Annotated in this window: 10 protein-coding genes and 1 tRNA gene; 7 read left to right on the forward strand and 4 right to left on the reverse strand. The window is 49.4% G+C overall.

Features of this window, described 5'->3' with window-relative positions; all coding sequences use genetic code 11:
- Window positions 1-9: 9 nt before the first annotated feature.
- Together EL262_RS08940 and EL262_RS08945 are read right to left on the reverse strand one after the other, a co-directional pair.
- Entirely contained in the window at window positions 10-2,526 is a 2,517-nt protein-coding gene (locus EL262_RS08940; RefSeq protein ID WP_234983401.1) for a TonB-dependent receptor, read from the reverse strand.
- A 59-nt stretch (window positions 2,527-2,585) separates the two neighbouring features.
- The gene (locus EL262_RS08945; RefSeq protein ID WP_126464413.1) at window positions 2,586-3,419 is read right to left on the reverse strand and encodes a GLPGLI family protein; all 834 of its coding nucleotides are present in this window, start codon (window positions 3,417-3,419) and stop codon (window positions 2,586-2,588) included.
- A gap of 443 nt (window positions 3,420-3,862) precedes the next feature.
- Between EL262_RS08945 and EL262_RS08950 the strand changes: the two genes are divergently transcribed.
- The 3 genes from EL262_RS08950 to EL262_RS08960 all read left to right on the forward strand — a co-directional run bounded on the left by EL262_RS08950 (window position 3,863) and on the right by EL262_RS08960 (window position 6,816).
- Window positions 3,863-4,504, forward strand: a complete 642-nt coding sequence (locus EL262_RS08950) for a cytidylate kinase-like family protein (protein ID WP_025836818.1) — start codon at window positions 3,863-3,865, stop codon at window positions 4,502-4,504.
- 27 nt (window positions 4,505-4,531) lie between these two features.
- Entirely contained in the window at window positions 4,532-6,682 is a 2,151-nt protein-coding gene (locus EL262_RS08955; protein WP_052095376.1) for an ATP-dependent Clp protease ATP-binding subunit, read from the forward strand.
- A 60-nt stretch (window positions 6,683-6,742) separates the two neighbouring features.
- Window positions 6,743-6,816, forward strand: a tRNA-Met gene (locus EL262_RS08960).
- 144 nt (window positions 6,817-6,960) lie between these two features.
- On the opposite strand, the gene EL262_RS08965 is transcribed toward EL262_RS08960, so the two are convergent.
- Both EL262_RS08965 and EL262_RS08970 read right to left on the reverse strand, forming a co-directional pair.
- Entirely contained in the window at window positions 6,961-9,564 is a 2,604-nt protein-coding gene (locus EL262_RS08965) for a DUF5686 family protein (RefSeq protein ID WP_126464414.1), read from the reverse strand.
- 303 nt (window positions 9,565-9,867) lie between these two features.
- Window positions 9,868-10,272 (reverse strand): hypothetical protein, encoded by a 405-nt coding sequence (locus EL262_RS08970; protein ID WP_025836823.1) that lies wholly within the window; start codon window positions 10,270-10,272, stop codon window positions 9,868-9,870.
- A gap of 345 nt (window positions 10,273-10,617) precedes the next feature.
- On the opposite strand from EL262_RS08970, the gene EL262_RS08975 reads away from it, so the two are divergent.
- From EL262_RS08975 to EL262_RS08990, 4 genes are all read left to right on the forward strand, one after another.
- Window positions 10,618-11,238: a TetR/AcrR family transcriptional regulator gene (locus tag EL262_RS08975; RefSeq protein WP_025836825.1), complete on the forward strand. Its 621-nt coding sequence runs from the start codon at window positions 10,618-10,620 to the stop codon at window positions 11,236-11,238.
- 27 nt (window positions 11,239-11,265) lie between these two features.
- Window positions 11,266-13,608 (forward strand): efflux RND transporter permease subunit, encoded by a 2,343-nt coding sequence (locus EL262_RS08980; RefSeq protein ID WP_078735491.1) that lies wholly within the window; start codon window positions 11,266-11,268, stop codon window positions 13,606-13,608.
- Window positions 13,609-13,832: 224 nt separating this feature from the next.
- The gene (locus EL262_RS08985) at window positions 13,833-14,609 is read left to right on the forward strand and encodes an outer membrane lipoprotein-sorting protein (protein ID WP_036853312.1); all 777 of its coding nucleotides are present in this window, start codon (window positions 13,833-13,835) and stop codon (window positions 14,607-14,609) included.
- A complete protein-coding gene (locus tag EL262_RS08990) occupies window positions 14,609-15,880 on the forward strand; it encodes a DUF1302 family protein (protein WP_126464415.1) in 1,272 nt (423 codons plus the stop codon). Before EL262_RS08985 ends, EL262_RS08990 begins: the two co-directional genes overlap by 1 nt.
- Window positions 15,881-15,940: the final 60 nt, after the last annotated feature.

The following is a 15,940-nucleotide window of genomic DNA, read 5'->3' on the forward strand; positions in this document are numbered from 1 at the left end:
GACTGTGCGTTATATGGTGATAGAGAAGTCAAAAAACACCTCTCTCGGGCGTAGATGGTATATGGAGTACATATCGGTGGTAGAAGTCTGCCATCTCATCTGATACTGATTGTTCCCAAAGACATTTCTACAGGAAAGTCTGAATTCGTATCTATCCTTCTTATAGGCGATGTGTGCATCGGTAAATAGATTGTTTTGTAGGCTCTTATCGGTGTGATGATAAAATTCACTCTTACATCCTATTTCCAGATACTTAAGAGGGAAAATAAATAATTCGAGTGTGTGAGAGAAAGATGTTATCCGAGGGTTGGAGATGGAGCGATCCTCTTTATTTATCTGTTTATTGCTCAATATCTTGCTTGTCAGCTCATAGGAGATATACTTAGCCGGTTGCATAGAGAGAGCCAAGCTCAGCTCGGTATTCTGCATTTGCCAAGGTGCTTTTTCATCCCTATTCAATAGGTAGTAATCACTCCATAGCTGTCGTCCCCTGAGGGATATCAACGTCCTACACCAGTAGAATGATTTTGCCAAGTTTGCGTTCAGAAAATAGCTTGAGGCGTGGTATCGCTGTTCAGTGGGTATCTGCCTATAAATCGAGGTTTGTAGGACGCTTTGGTAGAGTACCTCATTAGTCCGTTTATTCCACGAAGCGTTGATACTTGCAAACTGCCCCTTGATTGGATGTTGATACTTGAACCCAAGGATTACTGCATGATTGCCCCTCTGCTCCAAGCTCCCGGTGTGTGCCGTGACCACCCTATAAGAGGTGAAGATAGGTGTGCGGTAGATAGATGTGAGGGCATCGGGGTACTCGAGGTAGTTATAGGAGAGTGAGGCGGTAGAGGTGCCACTATATTCATATTGTACGTGTAAGTCAGGCTGTAATGTAGCCCTCACTTTTTTCTTTGTCCCATATTGTCGGTGTACGATATCGGCTTTTAATGTTGCCCTTAGGGTTAGTGCTTTCCTTCGGAAGTTCATTCCTGTCGATGCATACCAATTCTGCTGGGTGTACCTTTCTCTACTATCCACCTCCGGGTAGCGCACCACGATCTCTTGGTGCTTCAGTCGGTAGCCTATGCGTTGGCTTAGGATAAAGCCTCTGATGGTGTGATTGAATGCGACATGATTATCCGACTGAAATGCCGATATATCCAAACGCTCATTAAATCCCTTTGCCGTCAGCAGCTGACCGGGTAGATAGCTGTAAGTGCTAAGGGAAGCCCCCTCGATCGTATTGCCATTTTTTAGGCGATGTGTGATCTCAAAATCTTCCGTGAGATAAGACTTCTTGAGTGCAACACTCTGCTGTATCAACTTTTGTTGTAGGAGGGATGTCCCATCGCTTCTGTCTACTGTGAAGCTTCCGTATAGGCGGTTGTTGATGTAATTCCTCTCTTTATTGACATTGTAGGTCAGCTCCCCTTTCAGGTTGCTCTCCCTCGAGCCCACGCTACTTTCCTCCGATAGGGTCATACCTTCATGCTCCAAATACTTCGTTAATAATGCCGTATTTCCTCTTGTCTTATCCCAAAAGTATGATAGCTGGAGACGGATATCGTTAGTACTCTTGGTCTTTACAAGGTGGTTGGTGGTGATGAGGTGTGATTGATTGAATGTAGATCGCTCCCGATCTATTGCTGTTGCAGGTGCTACCAGCCTTCTCAATAGACCGGTTTCCGCCTGATTGCCATGTAGCTCTGTCGCCAAGTCTTGTATTTCATTGGTGATATCTTTGCCTGTGTTGTCGCACTTATACATGGAGAGGTTCTGCATCTTACGGCCAAATACCATCCCCATCATGCGTGCGCTGTAGAGAACCTCTCTCCTGCTTTGTGTCAAGTCTTGTGCTGTACTACCGATCCCGGCATTCAGTATCCCTGACCATACATTCTTCATCTCATCTTTTAGTACGATGTTTAGTGCTGCTTGATCACTAAATCGTACCCCTTTCAGACTCCTTACCGGCTGATGGTTTTGCAGTACCTGTACATCCTTTATCATGTCGGCACTTATGTTTTCGCTCGCTTGGGCATATTTAGAGCCAAGTAGATCTAAACCCTCTATGTAGAATTTATTTATAGGCTTCCCTTCGAAGGTGATTTGCCCATCTGAGCGTACAGCCAGCCCCGGCATCTTATTTATCACATCGGCAATGCTTCTGTCTTGGCTTAGCTTGAAGCCGGATACATTGTACACCAGTGTGTCTTGCTTCTGCTTGATCCTCTCGACGCGGACATTGACCTCTCGGAGTTCAAACGTGACACTTTGTAGCTTAATATCCATACCACTTCTATACTCCTCGATTTTTATGCGCTTCGTCTCGTAGCCCTGTAGCACAAATCCTATAGCTACCGGGTCGACATCTCTCTCAGTCGTTATCTGAAATCTGCCGTCCTCCTCGGTAAAAGTGTAGCCGACGAGTGAAGATTGATTGCGGTAGAGCAGTACATTGACATCTTGTATGGGTACACCTTTTTCGTCTATTACTCGCCCATTGTATGTAGTTTGCGCAACAGCCATAGTGGATATAAGCGAGAGTAGTATCCATAGGCATAAAGGGAGCAAACGCACATTACCTATCATTGTTCTTTTTCCAAAAATAGTGCTACTCTCTCCGGATAGGTCTTATCCTTGCCAAACTGATCTTTCCCTCGGCTCCTAAAGCCGGTCAACTTCTCAAATAGTGCATCAGGTGATTTCCATAGCAGCTTCATGAGGTTGCGATACTCTTGCTTGCTGCATTCAACGTATTTCCCTTTGGGATAGAGAAGGGTTTCATCCTCGACACGCTCTATCTGTATGCACGAAAAGGCAAATAGACCTTCGCTCTCCTCTGCGTGCAGGATAAGCCCCGGTAATCCGTAAAGCTTCCAAGGACCATCGCTATAGGGTATCTCGGTGGTAAACCATGCCGTCCAATGTCGCCCTAAGTATTCGGTCTTGGCCTGCTGACAGTGATAGTCTGCGATGATACTATCCTTTGGTACCAAAGTCCACTTAGGCTTGCTCATCGGTTCTGTATAGCGCAGGTGCTTAAAGGTCTTTTCAGTGAAAGTGAAGCTATTCGTCGTGGGATAATTCTTCCATACCTGATAATTTAGGTTTGTTCTTGGGTAGCCTGCACGCTCGCAAGCATTCATCACATCTCCTTGGCTACCCCCTTGAGCCAAAATACGTTCTTTAATCAACTCCCTTTGGACATTATTGAGTCCATAGAAGTGGGAGATCTTGCCACCAATATCCAAGATGGCCTCATCCACAAGTGCTTGTTTTTGCCCTTCAAATTGATGGTACTTGGTAGTGTAATGGACTCTTATCTGTACCTTCTTCCTCCCTTCTCCCTTTGCTACAGAAGGTGTCCATACCATCATGGGGAGAAGTATCAATCCGAATATAACTCTATCTATTCTCATTGGTAATTATTAGTTCGTTCAAATAGAATAAAATTGGAATCCCCTCTTTTATACATCATGGCCTGTATCTCAATTGGTCTCTCAATCAGGATCCTCTGCCAAATTATGGTCAAGGCTTCTTTTTTCTATTGTCTATGTGTGATGTGTCTCTAAATATATAAAAAATAGTGCTAAAACCAATAAATAAGTTCAAGGAACTCAGGTACTGACATTCAAGGCTGTCTTCAAGGATGTTACAACACATACAGATACTTTTGTCTCGTAAATTAACTTGATCCCCTGAGCTTTTATTCGTTCTGCGATACCTCAAAGTAGGGTGAGCCAAAGTTTTCTATTTGGACTCACCCGATTCTCGTTTATTATTGCTACATTGCGGTGTAGAGTTTGCAGAAATATGGGATATTTGTGCTAATGTAGGTAATGAACTTAACAGTGTATTGGTTATGACAACTAATTCATCTCCCAACTATTTCATCACCATAGGGCGTTCGTACGGCAGTGGGGGACTGGCCCTTGCCGAGGCTATCAGTAAGGCACTTGGCATACCTATGTATGACAAAAACCTCTTGGATCTCACCGCCAAGGAGACCAACATACAGGCGGACATCCTGCGCAAGGTCGATGAGCGGAATACCCGAGCGTTTCCCTATATCTATGACTCGGGCTATCCGATGACCAACGCATTCTATACGTACACTTCGGGATTTCTCAGCGATGAGAGCCTCTTTGCTCGTCAGTGCGCTACGATCGAACACCTTGCGACACAAGGCCCCGCGGTGTTTGTGGGGCGTTGTAGCGATTATGTCCTGAGGGAGCAGCCTCGGCTCATCTCGATCTTCGTGACCGATGACATGGAGCGTCGGGCTGCTCGGGTCATGGAGCGTCTCTCGATCTCGAAGGAGGAGGCCATAGAGAAGATCGAAAGGGTGGACAAGGAGCGTAAGGAGTACTATCTCTACTACACGACAAGAGAGTGGGGTGTGGCAGACAATTATGACTTGTGCGTCCGACTTTCGAAGTTTGGCACGGATTGTGTAGTGAGAATGGTAAGGGACTTGGTGAGTCGTCTCACTCAGGTGCCTTGACAGTCGAACTACATTTTGACCGGAATAATGATAGAAAAAGATACATACAACGATGATATGCGTATGAGCACCCCTCAGCCTTTCAAGGAGGACAACCCGGAAGAGAACTGGGGCGACGAGTTGCTCAACAACGATAAAAAGGAGAAGAAGCCGACCGAAGATAAGACGGACAAAGCTCCTAAGGAAAAGGGTAAGAAGGACACACCGATGCTGGATGCTTACGGCGTGTCGATCAATGATGCCGCTCGTAGCGGTAAGCTCGACCCTGTATATGGGCGCGAGGATGAGATGATGCGTATCGCTCAGATCCTCTGCCGAAAGAAGAAAAATAACCCTATCTTGCTCGGTGATCCGGGTGTAGGGAAGACGGCCATTGTCGAGGCTCTCGCTCAGAGGATAGAGGAGAAGAAGGTCCCCATCGCACTGATGGACAAGAAGATCGTCTCACTTGATCTGGCAAGTCTCGTGGCGGGATCGATGTATCGTGGGCAGTTCGAGGAGCGTCTCAAGACAGTCATCTCAGAGCTCAAGGAGCATCCGGAGATCATCCTCTATATAGATGAGATACATACCATCATGGGGAGTGGTAATCCCGAAGGTGGACTCGATGCCGCAAATATCCTCAAGCCGGCTTTGGCTCGTGGTGAGGTGCGTTGTATCGGAGCGACGACCATGGAGGAGTACCGCAAGTCGATAGAGAAGGATGGGGCGATGGATCGTAGGTTTCAGAAGGTGGTCGTCGCAGCAACTGATGAGGCAGAGACGCTCAACATCCTCAGACGACTTCGCCCGACATACGAGAAGTTTCACAAGGTCAAGTACACGGACGAAGCTCTCGAGGCTTGTGTCAAGCTGACCGCAAGGTATGTCACCGAGCGACAGTTCCCTGACAAAGCCATAGATGCCCTCGATGAGTCCGGAGCACATACGTTCATCATGCATCAGGCTGAGCCTACACGCATCTCTGATTTGGAGGAGCGACTCAAGACGGTACATGAGGCGAAGCTCCTTGCGGTCAAAAATCTCGACTATGAATTGGCAACAAAGTACAGGGATGAGGAGAAGGTCGCTCGTGAGGAACTAGATAAATATATCGAGGACTTGAAGAACGGAGTCGAGACTGCCGCACCACTCATCGTGGATGTGGATACGGTGGAGAAGGTCGTGTCGCTGTCTACCGGATTGCCTTTGGAGTCGCTCACTCGTGACGATCTCAAGAACCTTTCAGGGCTCTCGGAGCGTCTGTCCGCTCGTGTCATCGGACAGGATCATGTCGTCTCCGACATCTCGAGTGCCATCCAGCGTAACAAGGTAGGACTCCGCAATCCCTCCAGACCGATCGGGACTTTCCTTTTCCTTGGTTCTTCGGGTGTCGGTAAGACCCATCTCTCCAAGCAGATCGCACGTGAGCTTTTCGGTAGCGAAAATGCCCTGATCAGGGTCGATATGAGTGAGTTTATGGAACGTCATGCGGTGTCACGTCTTATCGGTGCGCCTCCGGGATATGTGGGATACAATGAGGGGGGCGAACTGACAGAGAAGGTCCTCCGTAAGCCGTATTCGGTCGTCCTCTTCGATGAGATAGAGAAGGCAAACCCCGAAGTGCACAACCTCTTGCTTCAGCTCCTCGATGATGGTATCCTCACGGACAGTACCGGTCGACGAGTCAACTTCAAAAACACAATCATCATCATGACTTCGAATGTCGGGACACGACAGCTCAAGGACTTCGGTGATGGCATAGGCTTCCGTGATGCGGATACTTATGATCCCTCGGGTGTCTCACAGGCGGTGATACAGAAGGCTCTCAAGAGGAGTTTCTCTCCGGAGTTTCTCAACCGTATCGACCGAATAGTGACCTTCAATGCCCTCGGATCTGACGACATACGTAAGATCGTGGATCTTGAACTTGGTGACTTGGACAAGCGTCTCGAACAGCTCAATATCACAGTCTCTTATACCGATGCGACCAAAACCTTCTTGGCTGAAAAGGGCTATGATCCACAGTATGGTGCGAGACCACTGCGGCGTGCCATCGCCAAGTATGTCGAAGACCTCATCACACAGGAGATCCTCGATGGCAATGTCCGACATGGTGGTGCTTACATCGTCGACATCTCTCATGAGGGTGGCGAACAGGGACTGAGAGTGATTGCTCCCGAATTGTCACTGTCGTAGTAATATTCTCGTAAAATAATTTGCCTGTTCGGAAAAAAGCGTTAACTTTGCAGGGCAAATGGCGAGATAGCTCAGATGGTTAGAGCGCATGATTCATAATCATGAGGTCCCGAGTTCAATTCTCGGTCTCGCTACTCAAAGTGTAAGCCTTGAAATTCTCTTAGTGAGACTTTCAAGGCTTTTTTGTGTTGCTTTGTCTGTGGGAGAATTTGCCTCAAGAGAATCAACGGTCTATGCATGAAAGGCTTGGGGGCGTTGAGGAGGTGTCACCTCATTAGTCAGAAGTTGAAGCGGAGTTCCCCTTTGATGCCATAATCAGGACCGGCATTGATCCCGGGAGGGGTGAGGCGTCTGAAGACATCGACACGCAAGATTCGCAGGATGTTTTCGAATCCGAACCCTATCTCCACGTGTGTGGTGTGAGTCATCTCCGAGGTCGATGAGGGGAGGATGAAGAGTTCTTTGCTTGTCTTGACACTATTGAGTTTGGAGGTGTTGCCATAGAGGGCATTGAGAGAGAGTACTCCTCGAAGGTTGAGACGGTTGAGGAGTGGGATGCGACTGATGAGCCATCCTCTCATGTGGTAAGATGCAAAGAGTGTCGCATATTCGTCTCCTATGTATTCGAGTGGTCGGAGGAGCTGAAATGAGTGTTCATTGTAGGCTATTGCCGAGTTGGTAGGCGGGGTATAGAGGTGAGGGAAGGGGACATTGTTCCAGATTTTACCCACCACCATCTTGTAGTCCAAGTTGCCATACGATGAGAACCATAACCTTTGTTCGATCCCGGCTTCGGTCTTGTTGAAGTAGAAGTCTCCGCCGAGGAGCTTCACCGAGGTGTCATGTCGTAGGGTGAAGATGGGGAGATCTCTTTGCTGTTGTCGTCTTGAGCCTGCCTTGAGGTTACCTTCGTAGACACGCTCGCCCGGAGCATAGCGTAGCTGAATGCCGAAAGACATGTCTTGAAGGTGAGGGAGATTGAGGAAGGTCGAATCCTTCTGAACGTAGACATAGGAGAGCGACCCTGTAGGTTTGTCGAGCGTGTGTCTCGCTGAGAGCTCGACGGATAGCCCATTCAGTCCGTTGTGTCGGTATCTGAGTCGCCATGTCTTGCGATACGAACGGCTCGTGAGGTACGAAGTCCCGAGGTTGCGTAAGATGTTGTCCTTATCATTGTCATTGTAGATCTGCCCGGGGGTATGGAGGTCGTACTCGTGCATGAGTGATAGATCATGCCTTGGGAACTCGTCAAGGAAGTAGCGTTTGTCTTTGAAGCTATAAGTCACTTCTCCATTGTACTTCCACTGCTTATCGCCGAAGCCGTAAGCTCCATAGCCGGAGATGAAGAGTCGTGGGGACAGGTAGCCCGTGCTCCGTCCCCCGAAGCGCAGACGGACCCCCTCGATGTCGTTTTTGCTATAGAAGGTCGGTATCGGGCCGATGTCAAACTTACTCCCTCCATAGTACTTGTACGGTGAGTAAGATGTGCGGATGTAACCTCGTGAGATCATCTCAGCAGCGTCCAATGCTATTTTGTAGAAAGGGACACGTCGTACTTCCTCGAGAAAACCCTTTGCTCCATCATCCGATGCCAGGAGCGGTTGGGACGTGAGTTCTACACCATAACGAGCAGCCTCGGGAGCATCGGACAAGTTGCGTATCGGGATAGGGCTGCGTGTGAGCAGAGTGTCCGGAGTCTCAAAGTTATACTTATCGTATTTCCTCGTGTGCTCGGCATAGAGGGCGAGAGCCTTCTTAAAGAGTGTGAGGTTGATGTTCATCTCCTCCTTGTCTACCACCCAGCGGCCGTTGTCGCTCTCTTTGAAATCCTGAGTGATCTTGAGTGCTCCGACGAAATTGAGATTGATCGTCTTCGGGACTTCCATCTCACATCTCAATACCTGTAGCTCACCATCCGACATCGTCAAGTAGAGCTGCCCCCTGAAGCAGAAAGTCCTGGGGTTGTATGGGTAGTACTGTATGACCTGTGTGACCCGTCCCCGGGTGATGATCGTGTCCGTGAGATAGTATTTGTAGAACCTCGGTGCCGTACTTGATAGTGGAGAGACAAAACGATTATCGAGGAGCTTGATGTCATCCTTGAATATGTCTATGCGAGGGAAGATCTCCTCCAAACTTTGTGTCATCGTACCATCGTCGATGTTCTGATCGACGCCGGTACGGTTACGGTAGCGTATGATCTCCCGCACTCGATCATCGTCGGGATTGTGTCCGATGTCGTACACCGTCTCTCTGAGTGAGAGTGGAAGCACCCACTTGCCATTGAGCTTGGAAGTCGTGACGTAGTTGCGAAAGAATGGAAAAAGTCGGTTGAGTAACTTATTATTCAGATCAAAGTTGGCGATAGCCAGGTTCAGCTTGTCATACACGCGATAAGTGTACTCATCTCTCTTCGATGCTCTCGCCTGAATAAGGGTGTCGAGGAGGAGTAGCGCGGGATTGCCCTGAGCTTGGTACACCGACCGTGCACGCTCGACCAAGACCTCATTGGCCAACTGTCCGATCGGCATCATCTCTATGCGTACGGTGTCACCTGCAAGATCTCGTGGGATATAAGTGTGTGTGATGGGGTGGTAGTCCGAGTGCACCAAGTTGATGCTTATTGCCTTTCCTGAAGAGATGACCTCCTGCGAGATCTTGAGCCTGAATGCTCCCGATAGCAGTGTTGTGTGCTGTTGCTTCGTGGGGAGGTATGAGACAGCGGACACCCCATGGATAGGCTTGTGGTTGAGTGCATCGGTGACCTTGACAATGTGGGAGACTTGGGCATGAATATCCATCGACATGACCGATAGGGTACAAAGACCTACGACCAGCCACACCACATATCTCCACGGTACCATGCCCGATACAACTCTCATCCTCTTCACTGACTCTTCTGCCCCTCTACGAATACTTATCGCACAAGTGTTTTTAACATTGAGTTTCAGACGAATTTACAAACAAAATTTGGTTTCTACTTACCAAGTCTGCAGAAAAATACACACTCTTCTGGATATAAACACATCACCAAGAAGGGCTCATTAGTCAACACAAAGACAACGTACGGACATTCACTCCGAGTTGGTTATCGTCAATTACAGTCAAATAAATCGCCACATCGAAACAAGATCAAGCCCTTGGATATGAAGTCTACGATAGAATTTGGTGTTAAAAGAAAAAAGTTATTTCAATTCCCTATGCAAATCCTTACCCTCAGGGGACGTTTTATACTGTGAGAGAAATCCCGAAAGAATGACGACAGCTAAAGCACCACTAAGCATCACACTTATCACCTCAGATATTCCCTTGACAAAGAAGGCATAAACCGAAACCCCTACAGTCACCACTACGAAAACGATGATGCCCATAAGGACTACCTTGAAGTAACTTGTTCTCTCCTTTGGAGTCATCTTGTGAGATTTCGTTTTCGGATCCAAGAACACAGCCATCAACAAGATCGCGGCAAAGAAGAAGTAAAACGATTGATCAAGGTAAGAGTCTCCTTCAGAGATGTTCCAAAAAGCATAAGCCACATAGCCGATAGCGAGAAGAAGTTCGGCAAGTTTACGGAAAGAAGTAGAAGTCATAGTATTTTAATTATATGTTATTTGATGGTTAATCATTTATCATTTGAAGTCTTTCATACTCGGTAGTAATTCGGTAGTTATATTTTGTCAGAGATCGTATTCTCTGTCCTACAATGATACTGATTTTTAATCAAAAAATACAAATAGTTGATCCATTTTAAGCTAAAGTCCTCATATCACTCATGCGCACAAAGTAGAGAGAACAGTTTTCTGTCGATCCTCAATTAACGGCTGGAGACGAGCTGAGTCACCATATCTTGGGTCGTGGGGCGGGTTGGCAGCTCGCTAAATACCGAGATGATGGTATTGTGAACACTGTTCATGGGTGATAACTTTGTGATAGGTATGAAACAGGATTTGAGCAACAACAAGACCAGATGGAGGATACTCCAGGCTGCCCGTGAGGAATTCATCGCGAAGGGCTTCAGGGATGCCTCTCTCCGAGTGATCGCCAGAGAGGTAGGGGTGACGGTGAGTAATATCTACAACCATTTTGACAACAAGGATGCCTTGTTCAGGGCTGTCCTCACACCACTGCTGGAGGCGAGCGAGACGATACTGAAGGAGCATTGTAGCGAAGAGAACATGGAGCTGTACATGAATACCCCCTCTCGCTACCGAGACGTGACAGTGGATGAGTTTGTCAAGCTGACGAAGCACTACCGCACGGAGATCAAACTCCTCTTCCTACGTTCCGGCGGATCCTCTCTGGAGCATTACAAGGATAGTCTCTTGGAGCGGCAGGTGGCATTCGGATTGACTTACCTGCGAGCGTTTAAGGAGAAGTATCCACAGGTTTATAGTGAGGTCTCTCCCTTCTTCCTCAAACTGTCCTCTACATGGTGGGTCAATATCCTCACCGAGATCGTATCTAACGATGCTCTCACCGAGGCCGAACTCGAACAAGGTCTGAGGGAATACGTCACCTTTGCGACGGCAGGGTGGAAAGAATTGATGCAGATATAATACATAATTTATTTATACCATACACACATGAAGATCGAACGTATCAACAGATGGTTTCGCCGACAAGGCGAGTGGATCATCGGGAAGCGGTGGTTCGTCCTCGGAGTCTTTGTCCTCCTCGTCCTCTTCGGGCTGAACGGTATGCGCTTCCTCAACATCAAGACATCATGGGAGGACTACTTCCTCGAGGATGACCCCATGATCGTACAGACCGAAGAGTTCAAGAGCATCTTCGGCAATGACAACTTTGCCGCCGTGCTGGTCGAGAGTGAGGATATCTTCACCCGCCCCAACCTCGAACTCATCCGTCGTCTCTCCAACGAGATGCTCGACAGCATGTCCTATGCCGAAAAGATCACTTCGCTGACAGACATCGAGTTCATGATCGGTGAAGAGGAGGGCATGGTCATCGAGCAGATCGTGCCTGAAGAGATCCCTTCCGATCCTGAGGGGCTGGAGGAGATCAAGCGAAAGGCTTACCTCAAGCCCAATATCGCCAACAGGCTCGTATCAGCCGACGGCAGACTGACCTGGATACTGCTCAAGTTGCGCCCCTTCCCCGCCGATACGGTCGGGGACAAGAAGGGGGCAGGTTCTCCTGCCGAAGCCCTCACGGGTCAGGAGCTCCATCACATCATCACCAAGCCCGAATACGCTCCTCTCAACCCCAAGGGAACCGGTATGCCCTATCTTGCCGAACGCAAGATGGACTGGATCAATAAGGAGATGCCTCGAGTCTTGGGCTTTGCGATCCTCCTCGCGATCGTCGTGCTGGCACTGGCGACAAGGACTGTCCGAGGTGTCGTGGTACCTGTCATCACAGCCATCTCATCCATCATCATGGCTTATGGTATAGCAGGCTATCTCCGCTTGGAGATCGACAGTGGTATGATCATGATACCGATACTCCTGGCTTTTGCCGTTGCCATCGCCTACAACATCCACATCCACTCCTACTTCCGACGGCAGATGCGCCGGCATGGCAAGCGCAAACTCGCTGCGATAGAGACGATCGAAGAGACAGGCTGGCCCATCCTCTTCAGTGCCTTGACTACCTTTGCCGCCCTGTTGTCCTTCTTGGCAATCCCTGTCGTCCCCCTTCATTTCGTAGGGATCACGACCTCGGCCAGTGTCCTCTTCTCTTTCTTGATTGCCATCATGGTCATGCCCACCACACTGAGTATGGGCAAGGATCGCACACCGAACCCCTCCGCCGTTGAGAAGCGTTCGTGTATGGACAGTCTCCTCGAGAGATTCGGTGTCTGGGTACTTGGGCACGAGAAGTCCATCTGGCTCATCTCCGGACTGCTTACGGCAGTGATGATCTATGGGTTCACGAGGATGGAGACTGCTTTCGATGTCGAGCGTACTATGGGTCGAAAGGTAGAGTATGTGCGTGATCTCCTCCATGTGGCGGAGAGCGAACTCGGATCGCTCTACTCCTATGACCTCATGATCCATTTCCCCAACGAAGGTGATGCCAAGACTCCTCGGAGCCTACATGCCCTCGATGTCGTCACGAAGGAGGTCGAAAGCTATCCTCTCACCAAGCGTACAACTTCACTCCTCAACATCCTCAAGGATCTCAATCAGACCTTGCACGATGGTGACGAAGCCTACTATACCATCCCCGACGATGCCGAGGAGATCGCTCAGCAGCTACTGCTGTACGAAAATGCAGGGGGCAGCGAGGCCGAAAACTGGATCGACTACGAGTACAAACGCCTCCGTCTGAAGGTCGAGATACGCAAATACAACTCGGGTGAAGCCGAGCGTGAGCTCGCCCGGATCACGGACTTTGCACGGAAGGCATTCCCGACAGCAAAGATCACACCCGTAGGGAGTCTGCCACAGTTCACCACGATGATGCAATATGTCGTGCACGGACAGTTGTCCTCCTTCGTCATCTCGCTGATCATCATCGGTGTATTGATGATGATGGTCTTCGGCAGCATCCGTGTGGGGCTGATAGGCTTGATCCCGAATATCATGCCTGCCCTCGTGGTGGGTGGTCTGATGGGACTGCTCGACTATCCTCTGGACATGATGACCGCGACGATCATGCCGATGATCCTGGGTCTTGCAGTGGACGACACGATCCACTTCTTCAACCACGGTCATTTGGAGTTTGACCGCCAGCGCAACTACCGAGGGGCGGTACTCAAGTCGTTCAGGATCGTGGGGACACCCATCGTGCTGACGAGTGTCATCGTCTCGTCCAACTTTGCGGCCTATACGATTTCCGAAGGGGCTTCATTCGTCCATATGGGCATCCTCTCTGTGGCCGGGATGTTCACTGCAATTTTGGCGGACTTGTGTATCACTCCTCTACTCTTCCGTCGCTTCAACATCTTCGGCAAGGAGGCTTGAACTGCGCGAGAAACAAGGTGCTGACAGAACATATTCCGGACAACGACAGAATGTATTCTGTCCCGTAATAGAAAACATTCTGTCCCACGACAAAAACAAATTCTAAGAGAGACTTTACTAACATTTTTTTCACCATAAGGGAGTCCCGATCATGGTCGTATGGCTCGTCAAAGGGTTACGGCAGACAGCTCCCCTCAAAAAAAGATTTTACCGATATGAAACGCATGGCAACAAACATACTGCTGATTTCTCTCCTCTCTATCTTCGGAGTCCAAGCACAGAGCGGTCGAGACATCATGCAGATGGCGAAGGATCGTCCCAACGGTGATACCCGTCAGTCAGAGTTGACGATGACCTTGATCAATAAGCGCGGCAGTACACGTGAGCGCAAACTCATGTCTTACTCCATCGATGTGGGCAAGGGGAAGAAAGACCGCAAGACCCTGATGTTTTTCCTCTATCCCGGGGATGTCAAGGGGACCGGTTTCCTCACATGGGACTACGACGAGATGGGCAAAGATGATGATAAGTGGCTCTATCTTCCTGCGATGAAGAAGACAAGACGTATCAGTGGTTCGTCCGCAAAGAAGGATTACTTCATGGGTAGTGATTTCACTTACGACGACATGGGCAGTCGCAATGTGGACGAAGACACACACAACCTTTTGGGCGAGGAGACGCTCGACGGACAAAAGTGTTGGAAGGTGGAGTCGGTCTCCAAGGACAAGCGTGATGTGTACTCTCGTAAGTTGGTCTGGATCCGTCAGGACTGCCACATACCCGTAAAGGTCGAGTATTATGACAAGATGGATAAGCTCCACCGCCGGCTCATCCTCTCACGGATCGAGAAGGTCGATGGATTTTGGACAGCCAAGAAGATGGAAATGTCCAACGAGCAGACCGGTCACAAGACAGTGCTGGAGTTTGGCAGACTCAGCTTCAACATCCCTCTCGAGGAGTCAAAGTTCAGTGTCTCCACTCTTGAAAAAGGCAGTATGTGATGAAGATGCTCGGGATCACCAAGGGATGGAACTTGTTCGTCTCGGTCGTACTGACCTTTGCCGTGTCCCTTGTGGCATGGGGACAACAAGATGATAAGCAGAGATTTGAGGTCAAGGGCTTTGTCGATACTTATCAGGCCTTGAGGAGCAGTTCGCCCTTTGACTTCATGAGCTCACGATCGACGGTGAGGACGGAGGTAAAGAAAACTTTCGGGTCTTCTCAGGTCAATGTCTCGCTCAACATCGTACACAATGCCCTCCTCAAGGAAGAGACCTCGATCCGTCTGCGGGAGGCTTACTTCGAGCATAGGGAACACCACTGGGGACTCAAAGCCGGGCGACAACTCATCATCTGGGGCGTGGCCGACGGCATCCGTATCACCGACCACTTGTCTCCGATGGACTTGACCGAGTTTTTGGCTCAAGACTACGACGACATCCGTATGCCGATGAATGCGTTGCGCTTCTTGCTCTTCAACGAGAAAGTGCAGTTTGAAGCGGTGCTCGTACCCACCTTCGAGGGCTATAAGTTGCCCACAGACAGTCGCAACCCCTGGTATCCCTTTGCTGCTCTTGATGCCCATCCGGGGCTGAAGGTATCGTGGGATACCGATGCCGGCAGGCCGGACTTCAACATCCGCAACATTGAGTACGGCGGGCGGCTGAGTTTTACCCTCCCGGGCGTGGACTTCTCTCTCTCTGCACTGCATACTTGGAACAAGATGCCCATCTTCGAACAACAATGGGTATCGCCACAAGCCCTCACCATCGTGCCACGACACTACCGTATGGGATTGATAGGTGCAGACATTGCGCTTCCTGTAAGACAGGTCGTGATCCGAGGAGAGGCAGCGCTGAGCATTGACAAGCATTTCACATACAGTGCGCCGAAACCTTCGGAGGGCTTCGAGACGCTCAACTGGCTCATGGGTATCGACTGGTATGCCCCCAACGACTGGATGATCTCGGGGCAGGTCTCCTCCGAAAGTATCTTCGGCTACAAGTCGCACATCAGCCAAGATCAAACGACTGCCCTCCTCACCCTCAGCATCTCAAAAAGCCTGCTGGGCAATACTCTCAAACTATCCGACTTCGCTTACATCGATATGGTGGGGCAGGGGTGGTTCAGTCGCTTCACCGCAGACTATGCTCTGAGCGATCAGATCCATATCATGGGTGGCTACGACTGGCTCGGCAGCAGGAAAGGGGGGCTGTTCGATGCTTACAAGAAAAATTCTGAATTTTGGCTGAGAGTTAGGTACAGCTTCTGAGATCAGAAGGGCACCCTTGACGAAATACATCCAAGAATTGTAGTCTCGACCCTATGCCAT

The sequence above is a fragment of the Porphyromonas cangingivalis genome (genome assembly GCF_900638305.1).
Lineage (GTDB): Bacteria > Bacteroidota > Bacteroidia > Bacteroidales > Porphyromonadaceae > Porphyromonas_A > Porphyromonas_A cangingivalis.

Excerpts from the sequence above, each read along its gene's own strand:
- EL262_RS08940 (WP_234983401.1), bottom strand. The coding sequence starts at position 2,526 with ATGGCTGTTGCGCAAACTACATACAATGGGCGAGTAATAGACGAAAAA.
- EL262_RS08945 (WP_126464413.1), bottom strand. The coding sequence starts at position 3,419 with ATGAGAATAGATAGAGTTATATTCGGATTGATACTTCTCCCCATGATG.
- EL262_RS08950 (WP_025836818.1), top strand. The coding sequence starts at position 3,863 with ATGACAACTAATTCATCTCCCAACTATTTCATCACCATAGGGCGTTCG.
- EL262_RS08955 (WP_052095376.1), top strand. The coding sequence starts at position 4,532 with ATGATAGAAAAAGATACATACAACGATGATATGCGTATGAGCACCCCT.
- EL262_RS08965 (WP_126464414.1), bottom strand. The coding sequence starts at position 9,564 with ATGAGAGTTGTATCGGGCATGGTACCGTGGAGATATGTGGTGTGGCTG.
- EL262_RS08970 (WP_025836823.1), bottom strand. The coding sequence starts at position 10,272 with ATGACTTCTACTTCTTTCCGTAAACTTGCCGAACTTCTTCTCGCTATC.
- EL262_RS08975 (WP_025836825.1), top strand. The coding sequence starts at position 10,618 with ATGAAACAGGATTTGAGCAACAACAAGACCAGATGGAGGATACTCCAG.
- EL262_RS08980 (WP_078735491.1), top strand. The coding sequence starts at position 11,266 with ATGAAGATCGAACGTATCAACAGATGGTTTCGCCGACAAGGCGAGTGG.
- EL262_RS08985 (WP_036853312.1), top strand. The coding sequence starts at position 13,833 with ATGGCAACAAACATACTGCTGATTTCTCTCCTCTCTATCTTCGGAGTC.
- EL262_RS08990 (WP_126464415.1), top strand. The coding sequence starts at position 14,609 with ATGAAGATGCTCGGGATCACCAAGGGATGGAACTTGTTCGTCTCGGTC.